We start from the raw sequence: 25,380 nt of genomic DNA on the forward strand, positions 1-25,380 counted from the left end.
CTCATACCCCCTTCTCTTAAAGGAAAACACAAAAAACCAAGGTAAATTGACTGTGAATAAAGCATTGCCAATAATCATCGATGGGTTAATAAAATCTTTATTTAACCATGAAAAAAACCTTTTCATCGATAAAAACATGTCACTCATCGGACAACTTTTGGAACAACTAGAATAATAACTTTTTTTTGCGTTCCGAATTTTGTCCTATTTGATAATCAACCTAAAAAAATCCAATATGTCCACCAAATACCAAGTTCAACATTATGAAAAGAAAAAAGTTAGGCAATTTAGAAAACATTAATATTGCTGTCATTTCCCAAAACTACTTTTTTAACGAAGGACTAATAAATTTCCTTCACCTTACCTTTGATTGCCGAAATGTTATCCATTATGACTCCTCTTTTGAATACATAAAAGATGAATCTCAAAAGAAATTTGATTTTGTATTCATAGAAACTGGAAGCATTCAGAAATTTGATCTTTTAGCATTACTAGGATGTGATTTTTTACGGGGAAGAGTAAGAATTATCTTTGTAGGCAACCAGCATTTTGACTTAGTAAACGACCTGTCCGATAAGTTTTCATTAACAGGAGTCTTAGCTTACAAGGATCCTTCAATTACGTACATTAAAGCCCTAAAAATTTTGATTAATGGGGAAAAATACATCTCTGATAATATTAACCCAATAAGCAGCCAGGTTCCTTCACGAGACAACAACTCAATAATCAAAAAACTCACCCCCAGAGAACTGGAGGTCCTCAAATTACTATGCCAGGGACTTGATGCAGAAAGTCTGGCTGAAAGACTCTGCATAAGTCCCAGAACGGTAGTACGACATAAGACCAATATTTTAAAAAAAACCGGCTTTTCGTCAACCCTCCAATTGGTGGCCAATATAGTAGACCAGCCAAACATTAAAGAGAAATTGCCCCATCCCCTCCTATGGTAATTTTTTACCATAAAATTCGGTGATAAAATGGCATTTGAGAATAAGATTTAATCAAAGATCTTTGTTCCGTAATTTTTAAATAAACCAACGGGTTTTATTTAATATTTTTAACAAAGTCTTTTGTACACTTATGTGTGGATTAACACACAAAATAAGAGATTTTTGTTTTTATTGGAAATACTGGAGAGTAAAGGTCTGACCAAAATTCTATTTCTTAATATTTGTGAAGCTTTTGTAGAACGATGTTTTCATTTTTCAAAAGGTTCAAAGAAACAAACCTTTTTTTGAGCCTTTATTACAGATTTAGCACACCTGTTTCTATCCATGTATTTCTCATCCAGATTGAAATATGACTGTGAAGATTTTGCCTTGTAAAAAGAACACCTTGTTTATAATGTCCATTGTAAAACAAGGGTTCTATAAACCCCATTAATTCACGGTGGCTTTTCTATTTTGTTCAGATTTAAATTAATGTGAGACTTAGTGAAAGGGTAAAATTGGAGCAGTCATTTCTTTTTATGTTTGCGGAAAACGCAGAATCAAATATTTCGCATTACTCATTTACCCGACTCAAAGTAAAATGAAGAAGGATACACACAAGCATAATAACAAAGAAAGGACATAAATGTAAAGCATGAAATTCATTTATATGAATACACTATATCACAAAAGTTTAGAAAAGAAGTATTAATTAAAAAGTTGCTAAGGATGTCTGAACATTTAAACTCTTTTGAGAATCAAATTCCTCACGAATTGAGAACACCTCTTAATGTAATAATGGGGTTAGCTGAATTAATGACTCTTGATTCTGACCCCTTGGAAAGAGATTCTCAATATGCTAAGATCATTCTTTCTGCAGCGAACGAGCTTCTTTCATCCATCAACCAATACGAGGGGATTATTATTCAAAATTTAAAGCAGAATAATAAAACCAACATAAAAATGGCCACAGAAATAATGAAAAATAAAGACACATAATTGACCTAAAAAATTCAGAATTCCTTTTGCCCTCTTTTCAATTAAATGAAACATGAAAATCTCTTATTCGAACATTACATAAAATGAAAAAAGTATTAAAAACAGCAGGTTTAACGACCCTGATAGTGCTTCTTTTTCAGGTAAAAGTGCATGCACAAGAAGCCGGGGAGGTATCATTGGAAAGTAGTGTAGGTTTTTGCAGCCGTTACGTTTGGAGGGGTCTTCTTTTTGACGATGCTCCCAACATTCAACCATATATTGCGGTTACCTGGAAAAATTTCACAGCAGCCACATGGGGATCATACGCCACCTCCGGCAACTATGCAGAAGTGGATCTGTTTTTGTCATACTGCAATGAAGGCTTTACCCTTTGTGTGAATGACTATTTCACCGAAGATGAAACCGACATGTCCATTTCGGATTATTCGGAGTGGAGAAGAGATGAAACCAACCATTTGATTGAGGCAGTTCTGATCTACGAACCCCCGTTCCAAAACCTCCCTTTTCAATTTACAGCCAGCTCATTTGTTTATGGTGCAGATTTAGATGATGAAGGAGACCAAAACTTCTCAACATATTTTGAAGTCAAATACCCTTTTTCATTTCACAAGCACGATTGCAATGTTTTTATTGGCGGGACTACTCACGACGGTTTTTACGCCAATGACCCGGGAATTGTAAACCTTGGAGTAAGTGCAACCAAACAATTTAAAATTTCAGAATCCACTCAATTACCTGTTTCAACCTCACTCACCTTTAATCCTTCCAACAGAGATGTGTTTTTCGTATTTAATATTTCAATTTAATCAGCATAAATTATGAAAAAAGAGGTGCAGTTTTCACTTCAAAAGAAATTTGGCATTATTAGTGGAATAGGAATATCCCTTCTTACAATCTTCTTAATCACCTATGCGGTAATCAAAACCCGCCAGGAGACTATCCGGTCTGCGCAAAATGAAGCGGAATCAATAGCAAGGGTTTACTCCAAGAGCATTCAATCCAGCTTTGAGTTAGCCATGGATGCTTCCAGAGCCATGGCCAACGCTGTTTCGGTGGTAGGCAAGGAAAAGGAAAGCGGAGCTATAAACCGCCAAACCGCAGTGTCAATGGCAGAAAAAGTTCTGTTTTCAGACGAACGATTTCTGGGCTTTACCCTGGCGTTTGAGCCCGATGCCTTCGATGGGAAAGACAACCTTTTCAGAAATACGGTTGCGCACGATTCTACGGGTCGCTTTATGTCCTATCTGACAAAAAAAGATGACGGTACAGCTGCGGTGGAAGTCTTAATCGACTATGATGATTCCGAAAAAGCCCCATGGTACTGGAAACCTAAAACCAAATTGAATGAATTTCTAACCGAACCCATATTATACCCGGTACAGGGAGTAGATGTGCTGATGGTTTCCTGTATGACACCGGTCATGAATAATGATACATTTTTGGGAGTAACAGGTATTGATTTCCCCATTGACTTCATTCAGGAACTGGTATCAGACCAGGGTTATTATCAGGGTCACTATCGAATGAGTATTGTTTCTAATAAAGGAATCTATGTGGCCAACAACCAAAGACCGGAACTCATTAATGAATCCATAAAAAAGGTATTCCCTGAGACATTTGATCAGGAGATTGAAAACCTTCAAAAAGGAGTCTCAAATGTTGAATTCGCAGATACAGCTCTCCAAATTTCTGTTCCCTTAACCATCGGTCAAACAGAAACGCCCTGGCAAGTAAGGTTTACAGTACCCAGAGAAATCATTACGGCAGAGGCCAACAAACAGATGTGGATAATGATTATTATTGGCGTCATTTTGGGAGGTGCAGCAATTTTTGTACTAGGTTATTTTGTTAATAAAATCATTTCACAGGGAATAAAAGATGCGGTTGATTTTTCCGGTATCCTTTCCAACGGTGATCTCACAGTTGATGTACCGGATGACGCCCTGACCAAAAATGATGAGTTGGGGATGTTAGCATTGGCTTTTCAGCAATTGACAGACAAAATGCGGGCAACCGTTGAAGGGGTAGTTTCGGCCTCCAATAATGTGGCATCCGCCAGTCAGCAAATGTCCACATCAGCGCAGCAAATAAGCGTTGGGAACAATGAGCAAGCCTCTTCGGCCGAAGAAATAAGTTCTTCGATGGAAGAAATGGCAGGCATGATTCAGCAAAATGCCGATCACGCACAAACCGCCGAAAAAACGGTATTGAATGCAGAGCAAGGAATAAAAGAAGGCAACCAGGTGGTTAACGAAACGGCCGATTCCATGAAAGAGATTTCTGAAAAGATCAGTATCATTAATGACATTGCCTTTCAGACCAATATTTTATCGCTTAATGCAGCGGTTGAAGCCGCAAGGGCCGGAGAAAGCGGAAGAGGATTTGCTGTTGTAGCGGCAGAGGTAAGAAAACTGGCAGACCGCTCAAAAGTGGCCGCTCAGGAAATCGAAAAATTAACCCGTTATGGGGTGAAAATTTCTGAGGCAGCCGGAAAAAAGCTCACCGAACTGGTTCCTGAAATTCAAAAAACGAGTGGTTTAATGAAAGAAATTGCGGCTTCAAGTAATGAGCAAAAGGTTGGAGCTGATCAAATCAATTCAGCTGTTCAAAGCTTTAACCAGGTAACACAGCAAAATGCCGCATCAAGTGAGGAAATGGCATCTACCAGCGAGGAGCTGGCTTCTCAAGCTGAACAGTTGTTGGAAATCATAAGTTTTTTCAAAGTTGATCATAAATTCGAGCAGGAAATATCTTCATTAAAACAGGAAAACAAACCAAAAAATGAAGGAAAAACCGTTCAGAAAGATCCTGAATCAACAGCTCACCAACCAACAGAAGTTTTTCAAAGCCAGGAGTTCGACAAAAATCAATATGAGAAATTCTAATACCCAAAAAAACCAAAGGTCTTTCCCGATCCCATTTCATAATAAGTGAAAGGTTGTAGGTTTTAAAGGTCGGAGCCCTGACCCTAACGAAGGTTGGGGCTCCAAATCTACCTCGTTTGCAGCCGGGAAAGAATAATCCCATTGAAAGAAGGCTAAAGACACCAGGATGACAAACGACGGGTTCAACAAAACATTTAATCAACCTCCCAACTAACTCTCAGCTGATTTTCAAAAAAGAAGTGTACAAATACCCTACATATGAAATTTCTATTACTTAATAAACAAAAGAACTTGCCCAATCCTATCTTTTTCATGACAAGTGAAAGGTTTTGAATGTTTAGGTTTTTAAAGGTCGGAGCCCCTGACCTTAACGAAGGTTCGGGGCTCCAAATTTACTTCTTTATGGTTTCTCATAAGACCAACTTGAGAAGAATAAGCCTTTACAAGCGGTAAAAATTGACAATAAACATAGAAATCACCAATCAACCATCTCCCTGGCCTAAAACAGATTTGAATAGAAAAGAATTGTACAAATACCCAAAATATGAGATTTCTAATACTTAACAAACAAAAGATCTTGCCCAATCCCGCTTTTTTCATAACAAATGAAAGGTTGTAGATTTTTAGGTTTAGTAGAGGACGGAGCCCTTGCCTTAACGAAGGTTTAGGGCTCCAAATTCTCTCCTGAAGGGAATCTCTGATGCACCCATTTTTTACAATCACAACACCCCAGCCCTTACGCCCCTTTCCCATCCATCGCGCAATGTTTTATGTAACCTATAAAAAAACTTATCCGGGTCAATGAAAAAAATCGACCATACAACTTTCAGAAAGCTGAAACTTCTAATGTTTGCAGCTTCTCTTACAGGAGCAGTGCTTACAGGTACTTTTAGTTACCAGTTTTGCAAGAACACTTTAATTAACGAAAGAACAAAACAAGTTGGTTTATTAAACCGGGAGAGAACAAACCAGGTTACGGAATTATTGAACCAAATAACTGAAGAATTAAAAGAGATGAGTTGTGACTCACAACTTGTTGCATTCAGCCAAAAATGCAATCATCTTAAATCCGACACCCCAATTCAGCCAACCAACTTTTCAGAAAAACACAAAATACTATCAGGGACCAATAACGCAAATGTTTATCTGATTTCAAGAGCAGGTGATGTTTTCCGGTATTCAACCGATCTACCAACATTTTTTTCCAGAATTGCCACTGCAGAACTACACAATTCGCCATTGAATCTGGCATTCAGGAAAGGAAAAGAAGATTTGACATTGATTGGTGGAAATGAAAACATCCCTGCTCTTTATTTTTCACATCCGGTAACCGACACATCAGGAAGCCTGACCGGTGTATTGGTATTAGAGTTTTCTTTAAAAAGCATTGAAAGGACCGTTCAAGGCAAATACCCATTCCCCATGTCGGACTTTCAACTCGACCTAAACCACACAATTCAACAGGCAAGCAACAGAGAACAAGAGTTTTCTTTATCAGAAACACCCTATACTTTAACTGGCCGGGGAAAGAGCAAATCATTAGCTATATCCTCTCCATTAAGTCATCATGGCCTCAATTTGACAATTTCTTCAACGTATTCTCTAGCCGGACTTACCGAATCCCTTAAAAGTTTATTCCTGTTAATCACCATAATTGCATTTCTGTTTTTTTCAACAGCCGCATTCTTTATTTTGAGGTCAATAAAACCAATAATTACCAGTTACATTAGGGCATCGAAAATAGCCAAAGAGTTATCCGAAGGTAAACCTGTAAATTTTGAAAACACACCAGACACCTCCCAAAATAACAATTTGATTTCCAACCTAAAACAACTAAACAATAAAGTTAATAAAGCACGGGTAAATATTAACCAAATTGAAGATGGAATGGACGAATGCCTCAGACAAATAAGCTTTTACAAAGCATTAATGGAAGAGAATCTTAGTCAGCAGGCTAAAATATCAGAGGAACTATTACTCAATGAGCAGGAGATGGTCGCTGTTGCAAGCAATAACGATGATCAAATAAAGCACTTCAAACACCAAATCAGTAATTCTCTATTGAAAATAAGAAACATTGATTGGAAAAACAGCAGAGAACTGAATAATATTAAACAATTCTCGGAAAGAATTGAACAGCTGAACGATCATAATTACCAGTTGGTATTGGCATTGATAAACTTAACTGTCAATGCCCTTAACAAAGCACCAAAAGATTTGGAAAAAGAAGATTTAAATGCCATCCTTGAAAACCACCTTCATGATACCAACACAATCAATAAGCTTTCTAGGGATTTATGGAGCATAGGCGATCATAGCTGCAGACAAATTAGCAGTATCGTCTCTGAACTAACCAAATCCAAAGAGAACTTCAATGGAATCCTTAGAGCCAATTCAGGACAAAGAAGTTACACCCAAAGAAAAGCTTACAATCTGAAAAGGATGAGCATTCTTATCCGACATAACATGAAAGCCAGTGCCAGATATGAGGAGTCTATAAGTTCTTTGCTTTTTAGGATAAATGACCTCAAAACCATAAAAAACAGCTTAAACAATTAAATCATTATCGTGAACCCTCAAAATAAAATCCCGACATGTCGCGCAAAAAAATCTCAAAGGATCAATTTAGAATTGAGGAAAATCGTATCAGAACCTGTTTAAATATATCTCAGGAATTTTCCAGACTAATATACAAAGATGCAGACTGCGCTGAGGCATTAAAAAAATATGCAAAAGTTATTGAGGACTCATCTATTGAGTTACGCATTTTACTTGACCGAAAATCGTCAAGACGCAAAAGAAAAAACAAAATCCGGTTTTTAAAGAATGACATCCAACGATTAAAAATGAATTAACGTCCTTATTCATTCCCCCCCCGGTTCTGATAAATCTATTTTCATGCAATTATTCAAAGGGGACGATTCACTACCAGTCTGGTATAGCTAATAAAATACATAAACCAGACACGAATCTTTGTTCACCGGCACATACCTCCCCTTATAGTGCCGGTGATGCCTGAGGGTGTGGCCCCACTCTCAGGCTTTTTTTATTTTTTCTCCCTTTTATTCCATCAAAATGATATTTAATCAGGCAAAACAGACGCACGGATTTCTGATCAATACTAAATGGTAGAAGCAGTACCGGGTCCCCAATCTATCGTTTCACAGTAAAATCCCAACAATTTAATGATTAACGTCTAAATTCAGGCGCCTGCCCATTTATCAAAAAGAACAACTTTTTACTACCAATTTGTTATTTATATTGATTCTTTGTTGATACATTTTTAATTTAGCAATCAACTTTTTACAAAAACCCAAAAAATTATGCTAACCTCAAATCCCAAAATTGTCCGCCAGAGCGATCCCGTAAGTGCTTCCTTTTCGATTCCCGAAAACTCTTTACACTATTCTTTTCCAATAATTACGATTAACCTTCAGTTAATTAAATCTTAGTTTCTAAAAAAGCAGGAGTCATTCTCCCCTGCTCATTTCAATTCAATTTTATTCATTAACCATTTAAAAAAAAGCAAAATTATGAACGAAAGACAGAATCAACATTTCAGAATGTTTGACAACAGTTCAGATGTATTGGATGACTACACAGAAGCCTGGAGCCCTATCCCTATAATGGCCCCGGTAAAGAACCAACTGGATGAGTTGCGGCAACGAATTCAGGAAACTGACAATACCTCGCAATTAAGCAGTAGTCGAATCACTGAAAAGAAAAACAAACTATTGTCGAATCTTGCCAAAAAAGTGGCCATTCTTTCCGGAATTCTTAAAGCATTTTACGCCCTGGAGGGTGAAGAAACTTCAACGGATAAGTATGATGTTTCCAAAACCGATCTAATTAAGGCACGTGAACGTGATGTTGAAGCAATTGTAACGCCACTAATAAAAAAAGTGAGGGACAATATAGAAGCTTTATCCGATTTCGGGGTAACTGAGGCCATGGTAAGCGAAACAGAAACTACGCTGGACGATTTCACAACTCTGATCGGAAAGCCTCGAACCATCAGGAATAAAAGATTTACCAAACTAAAAACCCTGGATGAATTGTTTGATGCCACCAACGACTTATTGAAGAATACGCTTGACCCGCTCATGCTTCAATTCGAGCTCTCCAATCCAGAATTCTACGAGGAGTATACCCGTGCAAGAACCATTGTAGATTAGATTATCCTCCTTTAATACCATATTCCATTTATGAGCCCCCGCCGGAGATTAAAACTCTTTTGCAGGGGCTTTTTGTATTCCTTAACTCAGCTAGTACGGATTTCATTGATAGCAAAACGGAAGAGCCAGGCGACAATACCCACTCAACGAAGCATTCAAATGAAATTAGATTTATAATCCTATGTTATCCGAATTAAAATCTTTACCCTAATTGCAAATCCTGCATTAGAATTATGCGGTTTGCAGATCGGCATTAGCGGAATAAAGGCAGGAATGGAGGGCAGAAAATAAAGAATTGAACTCGAACAGTCGCGAATTGAACTCGAACAGCCAGGAATTGAACTCGAACAGCCGCGAATTGAACTCAGCAAGTGAAGAATTGATGTCGAACAGTCAAGAATTGATGTCCCCAGGTGACGCATTGTCAGCTTGAAGCGACGCATTGTCAGATCACAATGCCACATTGTCAGCTTGAAATGACGCATTGTCAGCTTCGAAGTAATTTAGCGAACCTGTTTTTCCTAAAGCGGTTTAAAAACATTAATTTTGTCCTGCCACTAAATACAGATCTACACGAAAACAAGTCGCTCATTTCTCTTTACAACAAAAAATTACAGCATGAATCCATTGAAAAAATTCATAGAGAAATATACATTTTTACCCCAAAAAGACTGGGAGTTAATTAAAAGCTCTTTTAACCGAAAAGAAATAGTTAAAGATGAAATTATCATTGAAGAAGGTAAAACATGCAGGCATTTTTATTTTCTGGAAAATGGTTTGGTAAGATTTTTTAAATATCACGACGGTGATGAGTTAACCTTCTACTTTGTAAATGCCCCCTATTGCTTTAGCGATAAGGAAAGTCTGGAGAAAAGGATTCCAGCAAAGGTAAATATTCAAGCTTTATCACGATGTATTGTTTGGCAAACTACGGCAGAGCAAATCAGGGAACTATCTAAAATGGATTCATGGGAACAGTTTACTAAAAACCTCATACTTGAAATCAGTGGATATATTGAACAAATAATGATAACCAACAGAATCCAATCTGCTGAAAGCCGGTATTTAAAACTTCTTAAAATTCAACCTGAATTAGAGGAGAAAGTGCCATTAAAACACCTGGCAAACTTCCTGGGAATTGCCCCCCAATCATTAAGCCGAATCAGAAGCAAGAATAAAAAAAACAATCAGAATTAACATAGGTGAAGTGTCCTTTCTGTTCTTCCATTTACTTTTGCTTCAAAACAAAAAGAAGCATGAAGGCCATTAATTGTACAAAAAGCAAAACAAAAATAACTCACCATATTATTTTTTTAAAAATTCTGATAGCTTCATTGTCTATAAATACTTATGGGCAAGTAGCAAAAGATTCATTGCTCAACCTGGCCACTACTGAAATCGGGATACTGAATTTTAAAAAAGCAGACCTCTATCTAACGGAAGTAGAAGAAAAGGATTCCTTAAACCCGAGGCTTCTTTATTTACGCGCAGAGATGAAATTATTTCAAGGAGAGGGTATTTTTTTAAATTACCTTGAAAAAATAAAGAAAACCGGAAAACACAACATTTATAACCTAATGAAACTAAAACATGCTGTTTTTATTGGTTTATCAGAGGCCGACAGTTTAATTCAAAACTATTTAGCCAATTATCCTGAAAATGGAGAAGTTAACCTCATGAAATGGCTTTTAGAACTTGATAAAGGCAATTTTGAACACTGTAAAAAAACAGCAAAAAAAATATCCTCGGAAACCATTTTTAAATTTTTGCCATACCTGGCCTTACATAATTCATCATGGGATAGAAATTACCAAAATGCCATTTTTTACATGGATTACGTGGAACAAATTATTGGAAAGGAGTTTTACGGGTCAAAGTACAGGGAAATTTTAGGTATTTTATCCAAAACTAAAACTGCAATCCCCGAAAATGGAAATTATGAACTCCCTTTTGCCAGTTGCGGACCAGGTGTTGGTTTTTATATGATTGATGAAAAAGGAGATTCTTTAAAGATTGAAATTGATACCGGAACAGGGTATAATATGATGACTGTCCATGATAAATCTCTGGGAAAAAGTATTTCAGGAAGTGATATTTTGGTCACTAAAAACGGGATATCATATAATTACATGGACAAACCTGCCGATCTTCATTATAAAAAGGCAATTCTTGCTAACCCTCCATACAAAAACTTAATATTTGGTTATTTTGACGGTCGATTCTCAAAAGCAGATGGCTGCTCTTCTCCTTTTATTTTCAAAAACAGAGCAATACATATTGATCCCCAAAAAGAGGAAGTATGGTTATTGGACTACAATACCTTGCAAAATTATATCAGTGAAAACCAGGATGAAATTGTAAAGGTCCCCTACATTGTGAGAAACGGATGGATATTCATACCATGCAAAGTCAATGGTAAGGAAGTCCTGATGCAATTAGAAACAGGCTCCAGGGATATCTGTTTCAATTCACTTTCTCTTAAAGCACTTAATCTTGAGAGTTACTCGGGTGCTATAGAATGGAACGGCAAGGACTACCCCATTGATAAAGTTGATTGCGTTTTGGAAATTGGAAGAATAAAGTACCAGGTAGAAGGGGGTTTGGTTATTAAAAGAATCCCAAATTGGTATTATGGACTAGCTTCTGCCGGAGACATAGGTCCTGTTTTCATGAATAATTTTGCATATACCATAGATGTATTCAATCAACAAATAATCTTTAAAATAAACAGATAATTCAGTTCTTAATCGGAAAGTGACAACTTTTATTTTAAAACATAGCTCAAACAAAAAAAGATGATACCATTAAACATAAATAATTATGACAGGGTAACCAACCATTTGAAAAAGGTAAGTATTAACAATTTGTTTGCCCGCTCTGTAATTGAGAAGAAGATTTCAGGAAAAGTATTTGTTGATAACGACAAAAATCCCAAGACCTTTTATATTGTTCATCCTTATGGAATGTCTCTTTTATTTGGAGACCCGGGAAATCCCGAATTCAATCAAAACTTTCTTGACTATTCCTTAAACTCGAAAAAACAACGTAATAATCCTGAATGGATGCAGGCTTATCCTGCTGAATGGAATAACGTTTTATCTGATCTTTACAAAGACCATTTGATTAACCCATCTGAGTTTAAAAGAAAAACAGGAAATGGAATAATAGAATTAAACACACGTGTAAATTTCAAATTTAATCCCAAAAAACACCATGAATACAAAGAGATTAACTTACCCAAAGATTGTGAGATAAGAAAAACAGACAAAAATATCTATAATGAAATGAGGGGGAGTGTAATTCCTTCCAAATTTTGGGATTCCGAAGAAGATTTTATTAACGGTGGTGTGGGATTCAGTTTGTATTGCAACCAAAATTTAGCAGCAACTGCATACTCTGCATTTATCCATGACAACAAATTAGAGATCGGTATTGAAACGATTCCTGAATATCGTGGGTATGGATATGCTCAATTGACATGCTCCGCATTGATTGATTTCTGTCTTAAAAATAATTTTGAACCTGTATGGGCTTGTCGATTAGAAAACACACCCTCATTTAAACTTGCAGAAAAGCTTGGCTTTGAAGCAATAGCAAAAATACCCTATTACAGGTTAGGTAAGTAAAAAGCTTAACCTTCACATGGGGCAAAATCCAATTAAAACCATAATGCAAACCATTCAAAAACACTTTTTTGCATTTAGTCCAGAAAAAATTTCACTTTAGAAAACCAAATGACAAAAGCAAAACACTATACTCCAACCAAAAAAACTTTGGCAATACTTGTGTTACTAGCCTTTATTAAGCCGGTTCTTTCACAAGCCCAAAGTACAGATGATAAAAGCACCTCTAAACACTCTTTTGAAACAAGTCCTATGTCGCCATTTATGCAAAGTGCCGGCATGGGAATTTGGGGAATAAAATATGATTATGCCATTAACCCCAAAAATGAATTAAAATTTGGCATTGCATATATGAATCTAAATTTTCCGGAGGGAACAACGAACTCTCCTGCATTAATATTTGGATTTAGAAGATTTCTAACAAAGAATATTTATGCAGAGTATGAAATATGGCCAGGTTATGACAACTTTTATGAACAAAATGAATCTAAACATTACAAGGGGTTTGATTTGTGGAACGAGTTTAGAATTGGCTATCGTTTTAATTTCAACTATAAGAACCTTCCCCTATTTGTTAATATTGCCTGGCCTTTTGGATTTGGCCTTTATAATTCAAACAAACCAAAAAGTTTTTATGAAAGAATGAATCAAAGCTTTAGTGATAGATTTTTCTTCCAAATACCTCTATTATTTGCAGGAATAAAAATTTGAAGGACAGGCAATATTTCTTCCTGTTAAGTGTTATTGATATCTTAACCTGATAAATTCAAAAGTAAGTTTACAACATTGGTCTTGGATCGGTATTAAAAGATAAAAAGGCAAAAAATTTTAAAGCCCATGGCTGAAGGGGTGTTTTAATAGTTCGAGGCTTCGCAAATGAATTAAATTCTATTCTCTCACACATTTAGTAAATATCACATTATCCCCATTCCATAAATCACTTTCAGGCAAAACATCATCCTTAAAACCGATGTTATGAAAACCATATTTTTCAAGCATTTCAATAATCTTTTTATGTGTAAAGAAATGAGTCCAGAACCGGTATGTTGTAATATTTTCCTCATTGTCTATGATTGCACTTTGAAATAGTATAACCCTCTCCCGTTCGTAAAGAAAGGATTCAGACAAAGCTAAATACGGGACATTTTTCCAAAATCCGGCGTTACTTACATTCCAGGTTTTTGGTGATAATTTTTTGCGTAAGTTCTTATCCTTCAAAACATCAAAAATAAAAACGCCACCCTTTTTTAATGCACCAGAAATTTTTTCAAGAAGAATTTCTCTCTCATTTGGCAGTAATACCCCCAAATCAGTAAAAATGAGAACAATCAAATCATACTTTTCCTGGCCAAGATCAATATCTAAATAACTTCCTTGTCGATAGTCTATATTTAGTCGCTTCCTTTCAGCGGATTTGAGAGCATAATCAATGGAATTTTCCGAAATATCAATACCAGTTACGTTATGTCCGTTTTCAGCAAAAATCTCGGTGTATAATCCGGGGCCGCATCCTAAATCCAAAATATTTAGTTTTTCGCTTGAATTCTGATTTTCTAAAATCCACCGGGCTGTTCTTTCGATTGCTGTTTTTTTTCGACTCGCAAGATCAAGATCGGGATTTAAATGAACATCAAGCAATTGTTTCGAGATATGGGGATCCGTCCACATAAAGGCGGTACCCTCTTCGTAAAGGGTTGGCTTCTTTGTAATATTTACTATTTCCTCAATTTTCATCCTATTTTTTTTTTGCGATTCACGGGGCTTCAGAAGAGCTTGCAGTTAAAAACTAATACATATTCTTATTATATTAAGCTCCTGCCATCCTCATTTAACCGTATAAACGCTATTCAAGTTAATGATCGATACTTTGGATTAATGGTATAAGAATTAATCTGTGCAGAAGGGATTCAGGATCTGCTTTTTTGACCTTTCAGAAGGCCATGTATGACGAAGTATTAGAGAATAAAACAGGGGAGCCCTTCAATTCAACCGAAATTAATCTCATTACTCCAGTCAAAATCAACTGAATCCTCAGCCCATTTTGGCCAATGATCAAACCACTTTGGCACTTTACAGTTTTTCACTCGTTCCATCGGGAAGTAGGGCTTTATATCTAACACAGGAGAGTCCGTCTCAGCATCAATAAAAGGGGTATGTATAATACCTTTATCAGTATCAACCCTTTCTACCTTTATGGTGCTGATCATAATTGGGTTCGGTCTTACAGGCGAACGAGTACAAAAAATGCCTGTTATGTCTGGTGCATTTTTAAACAATTTTTCGGCAATTAATTTTTCCCTGTTTTGGGGATTATCAGTTAAATGGGCCCACCATAAAATCTGTAAATGACTAAAACCTTCAATTTGTGTTAATCCTGCCAGGTATTTACTCTCAAGCAAAATGACTTTTTTTCCACTCAGAAGTTTAACTTTTCCTATTGCACTAACCTGAAATGTTGTTTCCATAATAAATATCTAACATAAGTTTAAACTTTTTGTCTATTAAACCACATGGCTATAAGTATAAACGACGCCGGGGCGCCAAGAACCCAAACCATACTTGTAATAATAAATTCTGACTCAGGGATATTTATCATATTATAAGCAATTTGTCAGATGGCAGAAACAATTTGTACCATAAGTAAGACTCTAATCCATTTCTCAAGTCTACCCTTATCAAGGGTAAAGCTTGCACTTAAGTGATGGTTGATGTGATTTAAAATTTTTAAAGTTAATAATATATGCGTTTTTCAGCCCTCCCTAAATAGTTACCTCACCATCTTCAATAATTCTTTTAACATTTCTGATAAATCTGGCAGCAGGGGCCCCGTCAACAATATCGTGGTCAAAACTAAATGTCAGACACAGGTGTTGTCTTCTCTCAAATTGATGATCCCGCTCAACAATCCTGTCCACAATGCCCCCAATGGTAACATTTAACGTATGCGTTGCTATGGGAACACCCCAGCCGGCACCGCTTCCAATCATATTTGCTGAAGTAACCATTACTGTACCCGCCCTTTTTTTCATCAATTTGGGCGATTTATCGAGAAATCTAAAAACAAGTTGTCGCAAGAATGACGGTACCGCAAGAAACAAATTGATTGATCGAAAAACTTCTGCATCTTTCACGTCTTTTTCTTTTTCCCAACGAATTTCTTCCGAAATTTCTGAAACAGTTTTTTTATTGGCTCCACGAATAATCATAGCAACAACTTCATTATTATTGCCCACTTTTCTTTCAATGGTATTGCTTACGTCAACTTCATCAAATAAAACCAATTGATTTTTTTTATTCCGGTAAGCATGCATAATTCTGTTTTTATCCACCGCATCAGATACACAATGAATAATATATCCGGTGAAAGAAATATAATGACTTGTTTCTTTTTTTATTTTGCGAATATTTTCACGGACATTAGAAATATCAACTTCAATAATGCTGTGAATCATATTCTTTCTTTTCGCTGCTTTCAGCAAATCAACGGTAGCATGCCGTATCCTGGGATATTTTCGAATTACATATTTTGCTTCACTATCCATTTGAATGTTTTTCAACCTTTTATAATATACTAAGATAGTTCATCCTATAAGATTTAATACCATATCAAAAGACCGGTCACACTCGAGGTTCCGGATCGGCAATGTCGCTCTTTACTCGCTGAAAGATTCACAGAGCAATGAGAAAAAACGAATCGCATCATTCAACACAAGCCCCCCTTACTATGCGTCCACAGAATCATAAACGATCACCTTCTCCCATAAATGCTGGTTCTTATCCACAAAATCCTTGTGTTTGGGGTGAACCTGGTAAATGTCCTGATCTTTCTTACTATCAAATATGAGCATTAACGAATAAGAATAGGAGTGGTCAACCACTTTACGGTCTTCTGTGGATGCCGGGACACCAAAGTGAGCGTTACGAATAACGTCGATGGAAGTCAGTTTATTAATGGCTTCTTCAAATTGTTTTCGATCCGCTTCATTTCCGGGATTTTTAAGCCAGAAGAATACATGATGAATAAGGATGCCGGAAAAATGTTTCTTCTTAGTCGCGGCATTTACACCACTCAATGGAAGAGCTGCCAGGAAAGTTCCGGCAGTAAGTCTTTTGAGGAATGATCGTCTTGTTTTCATAGTGTTTTATTCTTATTTGATAATGTGAATATACTATTTTTTGCACGTTCCATTCTCCTGGCATTGTTGCTTTACTCTAGTGTCAAGTCAAGCATAGTCTGACGGGCCAAGCCTTGCTCTTTCTACCTTGTGCTTCTCAAAAAAAAGACTCACGTAGCTACGGCTATGCTTACTTTTTTGTTGATTTGCACAAGGTGAAAAATAGCGGCAGCTTACCCGAAATTCTTCACTTGACTTGACACTAGTGTCAAGTCAAGCATCGTCTGACGGGCCAAGCCTTGCTCTTTCTACCTTGTACTTCTCAAAAAAAGACTCAAGTGGCTACGGCTATGCTTGCTTTTTTGTTGTTTTGCACAAAGTGAAAAAAAGCGGCGGCTTACCCGACAATCTACACTTGACCTGACAATAGCTTAGGGTCCGCTGAAAAACGCAGATTCAATTAACTATTAGACACTTAAAACACATCAACAATTAACTGGGTGCAAGGTTATTCCACAGCATACTCTTATACCTTTGCACTTGTAAATAAGAAAACTGCTAATCAAAAGAAAAAAATTTACTTCACCGGCCCAATCTCGAAGTATTTCAATACTCCTTCGATTGGGCCGGCTTGTAAATTCTCCTCTTTTGACTTTTTCAAAAGACCCTTCTTAGACCGACTCAAATTTTTGTAGTTTTAATACCAAAGCCTCCCGCCTACAAACAAGTAATATTGAAAGAAAATGTGGACCCCACGCCTTCGGTAGAACTTACATCAATACTTCCACCCAGCATTTCCACGTATGATTTGGAAATAGCAAGTCCCAGTCCTGACCCTTCCACAACAGTTTTATCCTCAATATCGGCCTGCTCAAAACGGTTAAAAATGTGTCTGATTTTGTCAGAAGGAATTCCGATACCTGTGTCCCGCACAGAAAACACCAGTATCTTATTGTCCATGTTTTCTTTGAGGGTACACGCCACCTCTATTTCTCCCTGTTGTGTGAACTTTATGGCATTTTTAATCAGATTTGTTAACACACTTTCTAATTTATGACGGTCGGTTACAATGCGTGACTCATCATCAGCCAGCGAACACTTGTAAAAAAAGTCAAGCCCTTTGGAGTTTGCCTCTCGTCGAAAAAAGTCATACTCTTCATCCAGCAGCTTATTTACGCAGACCTCCGATTTTACAACTTCAACCTGTCCTGCTTCAATTTTAGAAATATTAATGATGTCATTAATGGTATTGAGCATCCGGTTTCCGCTTTTTTCTATAATCTGAATAAACTGATCCTTTTCATCTCCACTCAGCTGAGGCTCTTTTAACAATTCGGTAAAACCCAAAATGCCATTCATGGGGGTGCGAATTTCGTGGCTCATATTTGCCAGAAAGGCTGATTTAAGACGATCACTCTCCTCTGCCTTTTCTTTGGCCTTTTTAAGTTCCGCTTCAGCTTCTTTTGCCTGAGTGATGTCCTGAATAGTGCCTCGTAAAAAATATCCTTTTGGCGTTATTGTTTTATCCGGCCTGCATATGGCATGTATCCATTTTGTTTTATTCTTTTTAAGCTTCAACTTCAATTTAATATTGTAGGGGATACCATGATTTACGGCATTTTGAAAAGCCTGATTAAATATTTGATACTGGTCTGGCTGATAAATATCCTTGTATTCATCAATATGTAACGGTCCTGCTTCAGGATCTCTTTCGTAAATTTCATAGACTAAATCAGACCAAACAGGGACACCTGTAAGAGGGTTGTATTGCCAGTTTCCAATGTTTGCAATTTTCTGGGCAAGCTTTAAATCCATCGCAGATTCTTCTGCTCTTTCCTTGGCGTCAATTAACTCCGATTCTAATTTTTTGCGCGCCGTAATATCCATTACGATTCCGTAGGCTCCAATCACCTTATTTTGCGGATCGGTCTTAACCTTCCCTTTGGAAATTATTTGTTTTAAAGCCCCACTTGTTGTAATAATGGCCAATTCTAACTCATAAGGGATGCCTTTTGTAACACAATCATGAACAGCTTTTTCAAGTATTGCATAACTTTCTTTTGTATAAAAGGGCTGTTGAACTGAAAACTGAGGAGGCTGCAAATCGTCTGGAAATTCAAAAATATGATACAATTCCCTGGACCAACTTACCGCATGATTTTTAATATAATACTCCCAACTGCCTAATTGCGATAATTTTTGGGCTTCAATTAATTTTTCTTCACTTTTTTCTGCTCTTTCCTTAGCCAAAATCAATTCATTCTCAGCTTCTTTTTGCTCCGTTATATCCCAGTTGACTCCAATCATACTTTCAGGAGTACCTTGCGTATCCCTGATAACGAGTGCATGCGCCTCAAGAAACCTGATATTACCGTCGGGCCAAACCACCCTGAAATGAGTATGGAAATCTTTTCTGCCGGCAATGGCATCCTTTACCTCCTCATCTGCTCTATCCTTGTCATCGGGGTGAACACCATTTTTCCAGGCCTCATAAGCTCCTTCAAAATTCCCCGGTTCCATACCATACAATTCAAACATCTGCTCATCCCAGGATAAAACATTGTTCTTCAAATCCAGTTCCCAAATACCAATACTGGCCGATTCGGTAGATAGTTGCAATCTTCTGCTAATGTTTCTGGTATTTTCTTCAGCTCGTAAGCGTTCAAGCGACAAACTGATTTGATGAGAAATAATCTCAAGCATTTTTACATCAGATTGATCATAAGCCTTTTCATCTTCATAACTCTGTACAGCAAAAATGCCTGTAACTTTTTTCCTGCTTTTTAAGGGAACACCCAGCCATGCCTCCGAAGGATGGCCAATGAGCTCTACCTCTCCGGTTTTAATTAGTTTTTTAATAAGGGCCTTTGATGCCAGTAAAGGTTTCCCGGTTTTTATTACATAGTTGGTCAAAGTTTTTCCGGCCGGAAAAGAGTTTACCCTATCTTTTTGGTCGTGATGAAAAGGCAAAGAAATGCGGTCTCTTTTCTCATCAAAAAGAGCGATGTAAAAGTTTGTGGTATCAATAATCCGCCCCAACTCATTTTTCACCAACAGAATAAAACTATCCAAATCAGGGCCGGCCACAACTGCATTTGAAATATTATGGATGATTTTTTGAATTTGTTGGTTTCTTTTTCTCCTGGTGGTATCCTCTGCTACTTTTACATAATTAATGATTTCACCCTTTTCATCGAAAATGGGTGAAATAGATGCGCTTTCCCAAAACAAGTCCCCGTTTTTCTTTTTATTGTGAAATTCGCCCCGCCAGGTTTTGCCGGATGATATTGTTTTCCAAAGATCTGTATAAATCTCATCGGGTTGTTCTCCTGATTTTAATATACGTGGATTTTGACCGGTTGCTTCCTCTAAACTATAGCCTGTAAGCTCTGTAAATTTGGGGTTTACATACTCAAGATTACCTTCGGTATCTGTAATTGCAATACTTGCAGGGCTTTGTTGCACTGCCGTAGAGAGTTTCGCGAGTTCGGCTTCCGTCTGTTTGCGTTTTGTGATTTCAAAAAATGCTGCAACAAAATGGTCTGGCTTATATTGGTATCCGACAACATCGTACCACCGTTGGTTGGGTTCCAAAAACTGCTCAAAGTGGATAGCTTCCCCGGTACGTGCAACTTTCCCGAAAACCCCAATCCAGTCAAACGGGTCGTGTTTAATTCCGGGAAATGCTTCGGTTACCAGCTTGCCACGGGGGTCAACCCCCGTTAATTCTCTGTAAGCATCATTCGCATCAATAAAATAATAGTCAACCGGTTCGCCCGCTGCGTCATTTACCATTACATGATAAGCAACTCCAATGGGACCACTCTCAAAGAGTGCTCTGAATTTCCAATCGGACTCCTTTAAAGCTTCCCGGCTTTCTTTAAGACTTTTATTCAAATCAGACTGCTCTGCTTTTTCAACACCCAACTCGCTTATTAAATCGGTCATCTTAAGCAGAAAATCCATGACCGTTTTCACCTTTTTTTCCGAAACAACCGGCACCTGGCTAAGTGCACTCATGTATGCTTTTTCGTCAAAACCGAAATCTTTTGCCTGCTTTCTGAAAAAATTAACATCCGGTTTTTCCAGAAAGAATTGTCCTGAAAACAAGTTGGCCACATGCTGCCCTTTTATTTTGAGGGGGACAACCACATCTGTAAGCCCGTTCAGACAAGTGTAGGCATGGTATTTTTTGTCTTTTTTCATTTTGTCTGCCAGCACCGTATCGCTAAAGGTGCACCTTTTTGAAGTTTCGGGATGAACCCTGTGAAAATCGGTGCAAATCTGCCTCCAGCCCGATTTAGACAGCACATTGCCTTCGAGATCTAAAATGGCTGTAACAAATCCGGTGGTTTTATTGAACCCTTCCAAAAGTTCACTCACTTTGTTTAGGTCTATAAGGTCACGGATATTTGTTTTCATAGCTAAAATTACTTTTGGTAAGAGATAAGTCGCTTCCCCAAACCATCTAATAAACCGCAGTAAACGGTTGCTGAAGCTAAGTTTTACAGAAGTACCTGCCCAACACCGGATCTTATATGTTTATACGACTGATTTAGCTACCTAAAATACACTAAATTGCTCAATTAGCAATGTTATCCTTCTTTATTACTTAACATTTACTCAAAACAATAAAACATATCACTTAACAAATATTCCTCATAACCCGACGGTTTGTTCGAAGATTTGGCTGGCTGAGTAAAGCCCCGAAGGGAAAAATCTGTCAACACAGGGTAAAGTCCTGTGGGCCGGAACCGGCCAGGCCAGAGCCCAGAGCCCTGGAAGGGTGTGATAGTTAGTATTATGATTACGCCCTTGCAGGGCTTTTGGTTGGTTAGTTACTTCTTGGCAACGGGCTCTCACCCATCGCTTTTGTATTGAGCCCTTCAGGGCTCACAGATAGTGGGGGACTGTCATAGTGATGGACTGCTCTAATCGTTATTTTATTAGGCTCTTGCAAGGCAATATGATATGTGTATCTCTTCTTCAATTGAACTTAAGCTACCCCCCTCAGCTTTCCAACCAAACAGGCACAAAAAAACAGGAGCTGACGCTAATGCCAACTCCTGTAAAATAAAAAAAGAGTAATACCCGGATTCAAAAAGGCAAAGAAAAAGCCATAAAAGCCCCTTCTCCACCTGATAATTTTATAAAAAGCTTGTCTGATTTACCTGAAGGCATTGGACCATTTGCCACTTTTTATGGCATTGATCATCACAACTTCACTCCCGGCCTGCACTTTAAAGGAACCTTCTTCCAGCACCCAATCGCCATCCATATTTACAAAAGCCAGATCGGAGGCTTTCACCTGCATTTGAACCGTTTTGGTTTCGCCGGGTTGTAACTCGATTTTTTCAAACCCGCGCAGGCGACGGTTATCGGGAGTTATCGACGCATACAAATCTGATGCAAAAAGCAAGACTGATTCTTTTCCGGCTCTCTCCCCTGTATTGGTTACATCTACCGAAAAAGTGAGAAGATCTGATGGAGAAAATTCGGACTTATCTACTTTTAAGTTACTGTACTCGAAAGTTGTATAACTCAAACCATGACCGAACCCATACTGCAGATCCTGAACAGCTCCATAGTTGTAGGCTCCTTCCATCTCTGTCCTGTTTTCAGCAGGTTTGTAATCGTAATTCATCAGAGAATTGGGGTGTTTGGGATAAGTATAAGGTAACTTACCGGATGGATTGGTCTTGCCAAACAGAATATCTGCCGTTACTTCACCGCCGAAGGTTCCGGGAAGATAAGTTTGCACAACTGCATCAACCATAGGCTCAATATCAGCAAAAGTGCGGGGACGGCCTTCATTCAGGACCATTACAATGGGTTTGCCTGTTTCTGATAAAGCTTTAATTAAGTTTTGTTGATTTTGTGAAAGAGACAGGTCATTTAAGTCACCTGGTTTTTCGGTGTAAGTATTCTCTCCAAGAAAAGCTAAAATAACATCCACGTTTTGTGCTGCCTTAACAGCTTCAGAAATATTAATGTTTTTCTCTTCCCAATAGGCCCCGTGCATATTATACTCAACACCCGGGACATAAACCACATTTTGTGAATGGTTTTTAACGGAAGTCAGGAAAGTATTCTTATTGTCGATAAACTGCTCCACTTTTTCTCCCTGCCATGAAAGGGTCCAACCACCCTGTAATGTTCGCATGGAATGGGCATTAGGCCCCGTAACCAGGAACCGCTGATTGGCAGACAAGGGAAGCAAGCCCTCCTCATTTTTCAGAAGAGTAACAGACTCTTCCGCAGTTTCTCGGGCATCAGCCTTAAACTCGTTACTAGCAAACTTATCGTAAGCGGTATAATCAAATACCGGATTCTCAAAGAGTCCCAAACGAAACTTTAAACGTAAAATACGGCGCACGGCATCATCCAGTCTTGACATCGAAATTTGTCCTTCATCCACCAGTTCCAGCAAGTAATCGGTATATTCTACATCATAAGGCACCATCGCCATATCGATACCTGCATTGAAAGCTATTTTAATGGCTTCTTTGTCATTTTTGGCAATGCGGTCACGCTCATACAGGTTGTTAATATCCTGCCAATCGGTAACCACAACACCGTCAAAATCCAAATCTTGTTTAAGCATTTTGGTAATCAGGTTATAGCTGGCATGCACCGACTCTCCGTTGACAATACCCGAATTCACCATAACAGTAAGGGCCCCGGCTTCAACGGCTCTCACAAAAGGTTCGTAGTGCTTCTCAATCAGTTCCTGCAAAGGAATATTAGCAGGGGTCCGGTCCTTACCATTAACAGGAGTACCATAGCCCATGTAATGTTTAAGACAGGCGGCTACATGATGTTTTCCAACAGTGTCTCTGCTGTCGCCCTGATACCCCATTACCACTTCTTTTCCCAACTCTGAAATCAGAAAAACATCTTCACCATAGGTTTCCCAGATTCGGGGCCATGCAGCATTTCGGCCTAAATCCAGAACAGGCGAAAAATTCCAGGGAAGGTTGGAGGCCCTGGTTTCGTAGGCGGCATTTTCGGCACCTTTACGAACAAGTTCCCGGTTAAATGTAGCACCCTGACCTATTTGCTGAGGTAAAAAAGTTGCTTTTTGAGTGTATGTAGTTCCATGGATAGCATCGATTCCATAAATAACAGGAATCCCGGTCGTTTCTATGGCCAGCTCCTGAATGCGGCTTACCACCCTGTGCCATTCTTCTAATGTTAACGGGGTATTGGAGGCGGTATTAAGAATAGAACCGGTTTTTCGGTTAACTAAAACATCTTTTAGCATTACCTCATCCAACTTAAAAGGGAAATGACTGGAGTAAACATTTTCTCCTTCCCCTATTACGTCAAGCGTAAACTGAGCCGTTTGTCCTACTTTCTCTGCCACTGTCATTTGGCCCAATAATTTCTCTACTTTTTCCTCGTAGGGAGATGTTTTATTCTCCTTATTGCAGGAAAAAAAAGAGATTGATAATACTAAAACAGCGATTGTTAGAATGGTGTTTTTCATTTTATTTTGATTCTTAATTGTAGTTTACCTTTTAATAAGAGTCTGCTGAGAAAGTCAGCAGACCATTTTTTTGAATTCTTTTTGAATTTTCTTTTTGGCATTGCCCCAAAAAGAAACAAATCCCGAATTAAGTTTTGTAAGGTTTTTGGTGGGCCAAAAACCCACAAAAACTATTCTCGGGAAGTCCGTTTTAACCTATCAACCCGCGAAAGCCAAAAATTCCGGCTACTGCGCAAGCCCGTGAAAGCCGCCCTTTTTGGCTTTCCTCTATCCGCCGGCCCGGAAAACGGACAGGCCAGCGCACCGTTTAAACACTAACATATTTAGCTTTTATGAAACCTTCACTTAAAACTAAAAAATGCTAGAATTAAATCTCAAAGTTCTGTTTTTCAGGACAAGAAGCACAATGTTATTTCCGATTGTTAATATAAACCCTTGCACTCCCCTAAATACTCCTCATAAAAAGAAAATGCTCGTTTTTCAGCAACCCCTAATCAAGAGAAATAATCACGATTTCGCTACGGGATGTTTGTCCTCTGCTATCTATTGCTTCCACATACCAGCTAAGGCTGCCTGAGGAAAAATTATCTGTGTGGGAGGTTTCGGACAGGCTTGCTCCAAGTGGGGTGAAGCTGGTTGAAGTGCCATGTTGCACATATAAATCATAGGTAATAACCCCCTCTCCTCCGACAGATGCATTCCAGCTGAAGGTAACATCACCTGCTGCTGTGTCATTTTTGGGAGCAATGATAACAGGTCTTGAAGGCAGGACGCCACTTTCACCTTCACCGGTTGTACCAAATGAGACAACCTCGCTTCTGGTACTTGAAGTGCCATCATGGGCCTCTATCTGCCAGTAATATTTTGTATCAGTATTCAAATCCTCTGCGGGGGTATAACGGGGGTTTTGCAAATTATCGCTTGCGGCGCTAAGGTTATCTTCTGATGTTCCCATCCACAATGTATAGATCAGTTCATCCTTCTCGGGGTCGGTGGCTTCCCATGACAAAGAGGGCTTTAAGGACTCGCATGTTGCACCATCAGCGGGAGAAATAATCGTTGGCTGATTGGGGGCCAGATTCGGGTCTTCTGATTTCCCGCACCCCACCAGTACCAACATTAAACCGGATATAATAAGTTGTGTTCGCATAATCATTGTTTTTAA

General features: G+C 38.2%; 17 protein-coding genes. 10 read left to right on the forward strand and 7 right to left on the reverse strand.

Annotated elements, in window-relative coordinates; genetic code table 11:
• Nucleotides 1-263: 263 nt before the first annotated feature.
• From DDZ16_RS16585 to DDZ16_RS16640, 10 genes are all read left to right on the forward strand, one after another.
• The gene (locus DDZ16_RS16585) at nt 264-950 is read left to right on the forward strand and encodes a response regulator transcription factor (protein WP_109265605.1); all 687 of its coding nucleotides are present in this window, start codon (nt 264-266) and stop codon (nt 948-950) included.
• A gap of 708 nt (nt 951-1,658) precedes the next feature.
• Complete coding sequence (locus tag DDZ16_RS16590; protein ID WP_109265606.1) at nt 1,659-1,928, forward strand: histidine kinase dimerization/phospho-acceptor domain-containing protein; 270 nt, start codon at nt 1,659-1,661, stop codon at nt 1,926-1,928.
• 83 nt (nt 1,929-2,011) lie between these two features.
• Entirely contained in the window at nt 2,012-2,734 is a 723-nt protein-coding gene (locus tag DDZ16_RS16595) for a hypothetical protein (protein WP_109265607.1), read from the forward strand.
• Nucleotides 2,735-2,746: 12 nt separating this feature from the next.
• Nucleotides 2,747-4,813: a methyl-accepting chemotaxis protein gene (locus DDZ16_RS16600; protein ID WP_109265608.1), complete on the forward strand. Its 2,067-nt coding sequence runs from the start codon at nt 2,747-2,749 to the stop codon at nt 4,811-4,813.
• Between the two features lie 801 nt (nt 4,814-5,614).
• Complete coding sequence (locus DDZ16_RS16610) at nt 5,615-7,372, forward strand: cache domain-containing protein (protein WP_109265610.1); 1,758 nt, start codon at nt 5,615-5,617, stop codon at nt 7,370-7,372.
• 974 nt (nt 7,373-8,346) lie between these two features.
• A complete protein-coding gene (locus tag DDZ16_RS16620; RefSeq protein ID WP_109265612.1) occupies nt 8,347-8,988 on the forward strand; it encodes a hypothetical protein in 642 nt (213 codons plus the stop codon).
• 618 nt (nt 8,989-9,606) lie between these two features.
• Entirely contained in the window at nt 9,607-10,185 is a 579-nt protein-coding gene (locus DDZ16_RS16625) for a Crp/Fnr family transcriptional regulator (RefSeq protein ID WP_109265613.1), read from the forward strand.
• Between the two features lie 59 nt (nt 10,186-10,244).
• Nucleotides 10,245-11,723, forward strand: coding sequence for a hypothetical protein (locus DDZ16_RS16630; RefSeq protein WP_109265614.1), 1,479 nt, complete (start codon nt 10,245-10,247; stop codon nt 11,721-11,723).
• Between the two features lie 60 nt (nt 11,724-11,783).
• A complete protein-coding gene (locus DDZ16_RS16635) occupies nt 11,784-12,614 on the forward strand; it encodes a GNAT family N-acetyltransferase (RefSeq protein ID WP_109265615.1) in 831 nt (276 codons plus the stop codon).
• A 108-nt stretch (nt 12,615-12,722) separates the two neighbouring features.
• Nucleotides 12,723-13,322, forward strand: coding sequence for a hypothetical protein (locus tag DDZ16_RS16640; RefSeq protein ID WP_109265616.1), 600 nt, complete (start codon nt 12,723-12,725; stop codon nt 13,320-13,322).
• A 177-nt stretch (nt 13,323-13,499) separates the two neighbouring features.
• On the opposite strand, the gene DDZ16_RS16645 is transcribed toward DDZ16_RS16640, so the two are convergent.
• The 7 genes from DDZ16_RS16645 to DDZ16_RS16675 form a co-directional block, all read right to left on the reverse strand.
• Nucleotides 13,500-14,345: a class I SAM-dependent methyltransferase gene (locus DDZ16_RS16645; RefSeq protein ID WP_109265617.1), complete on the reverse strand. Its 846-nt coding sequence runs from the start codon at nt 14,343-14,345 to the stop codon at nt 13,500-13,502.
• Nucleotides 14,346-14,596: 251 nt separating this feature from the next.
• Nucleotides 14,597-15,076 (reverse strand): TrmO family methyltransferase domain-containing protein, encoded by a 480-nt coding sequence (locus DDZ16_RS16650; protein ID WP_109265618.1) that lies wholly within the window; start codon nt 15,074-15,076, stop codon nt 14,597-14,599.
• A 294-nt stretch (nt 15,077-15,370) separates the two neighbouring features.
• Complete coding sequence (locus tag DDZ16_RS16655; RefSeq protein WP_109265619.1) at nt 15,371-16,153, reverse strand: 2-oxo acid dehydrogenase subunit E2; 783 nt, start codon at nt 16,151-16,153, stop codon at nt 15,371-15,373.
• 180 nt (nt 16,154-16,333) lie between these two features.
• On the reverse strand, nt 16,334-16,747 hold the full coding sequence (locus DDZ16_RS16660; protein ID WP_109265620.1) for a Dabb family protein: 414 nt from the start codon (nt 16,745-16,747) through the stop codon (nt 16,334-16,336).
• A 696-nt stretch (nt 16,748-17,443) separates the two neighbouring features.
• Entirely contained in the window at nt 17,444-21,148 is a 3,705-nt protein-coding gene (locus tag DDZ16_RS16665; RefSeq protein WP_109265621.1) for a PocR ligand-binding domain-containing protein, read from the reverse strand.
• Between the two features lie 745 nt (nt 21,149-21,893).
• Entirely contained in the window at nt 21,894-24,215 is a 2,322-nt protein-coding gene (locus tag DDZ16_RS16670) for a glycoside hydrolase family 3 N-terminal domain-containing protein (RefSeq protein ID WP_109265622.1), read from the reverse strand.
• Nucleotides 24,216-24,705: 490 nt separating this feature from the next.
• Nucleotides 24,706-25,365, reverse strand: coding sequence for a fibronectin type III domain-containing protein (locus tag DDZ16_RS16675; RefSeq protein WP_109265623.1), 660 nt, complete (start codon nt 25,363-25,365; stop codon nt 24,706-24,708).
• Nucleotides 25,366-25,380: the final 15 nt, after the last annotated feature.

This window comes from Marinilabilia rubra, assembly GCF_003121985.1.
Classification (GTDB): Bacteria; Bacteroidota; Bacteroidia; order Bacteroidales; family Marinilabiliaceae; genus Marinilabilia; species Marinilabilia rubra.

Excerpts from the sequence above, each read along its gene's own strand:
- DDZ16_RS16585 (WP_109265605.1), top strand. The coding sequence starts at position 264 with ATGAAAAGAAAAAAGTTAGGCAATTTAGAAAACATTAATATTGCTGTC.
- DDZ16_RS16590 (WP_109265606.1), top strand. The coding sequence starts at position 1,659 with ATGTCTGAACATTTAAACTCTTTTGAGAATCAAATTCCTCACGAATTG.
- DDZ16_RS16595 (WP_109265607.1), top strand. The coding sequence starts at position 2,012 with ATGAAAAAAGTATTAAAAACAGCAGGTTTAACGACCCTGATAGTGCTT.
- DDZ16_RS16600 (WP_109265608.1), top strand. The coding sequence starts at position 2,747 with ATGAAAAAAGAGGTGCAGTTTTCACTTCAAAAGAAATTTGGCATTATT.
- DDZ16_RS16610 (WP_109265610.1), top strand. The coding sequence starts at position 5,615 with ATGAAAAAAATCGACCATACAACTTTCAGAAAGCTGAAACTTCTAATG.
- DDZ16_RS16620 (WP_109265612.1), top strand. The coding sequence starts at position 8,347 with ATGAACGAAAGACAGAATCAACATTTCAGAATGTTTGACAACAGTTCA.
- DDZ16_RS16625 (WP_109265613.1), top strand. The coding sequence starts at position 9,607 with ATGAATCCATTGAAAAAATTCATAGAGAAATATACATTTTTACCCCAA.
- DDZ16_RS16630 (WP_109265614.1), top strand. The coding sequence starts at position 10,245 with ATGAAGGCCATTAATTGTACAAAAAGCAAAACAAAAATAACTCACCAT.
- DDZ16_RS16635 (WP_109265615.1), top strand. The coding sequence starts at position 11,784 with ATGATACCATTAAACATAAATAATTATGACAGGGTAACCAACCATTTG.
- DDZ16_RS16640 (WP_109265616.1), top strand. The coding sequence starts at position 12,723 with ATGACAAAAGCAAAACACTATACTCCAACCAAAAAAACTTTGGCAATA.
- DDZ16_RS16645 (WP_109265617.1), bottom strand. The coding sequence starts at position 14,345 with ATGAAAATTGAGGAAATAGTAAATATTACAAAGAAGCCAACCCTTTAC.
- DDZ16_RS16650 (WP_109265618.1), bottom strand. The coding sequence starts at position 15,076 with ATGGAAACAACATTTCAGGTTAGTGCAATAGGAAAAGTTAAACTTCTG.
- DDZ16_RS16655 (WP_109265619.1), bottom strand. The coding sequence starts at position 16,153 with ATGGATAGTGAAGCAAAATATGTAATTCGAAAATATCCCAGGATACGG.
- DDZ16_RS16660 (WP_109265620.1), bottom strand. The coding sequence starts at position 16,747 with ATGAAAACAAGACGATCATTCCTCAAAAGACTTACTGCCGGAACTTTC.
- DDZ16_RS16665 (WP_109265621.1), bottom strand. The coding sequence starts at position 21,148 with ATGAAAACAAATATCCGTGACCTTATAGACCTAAACAAAGTGAGTGAA.
- DDZ16_RS16670 (WP_109265622.1), bottom strand. The coding sequence starts at position 24,215 with ATGAAAAACACCATTCTAACAATCGCTGTTTTAGTATTATCAATCTCT.
- DDZ16_RS16675 (WP_109265623.1), bottom strand. The coding sequence starts at position 25,365 with ATGCGAACACAACTTATTATATCCGGTTTAATGTTGGTACTGGTGGGG.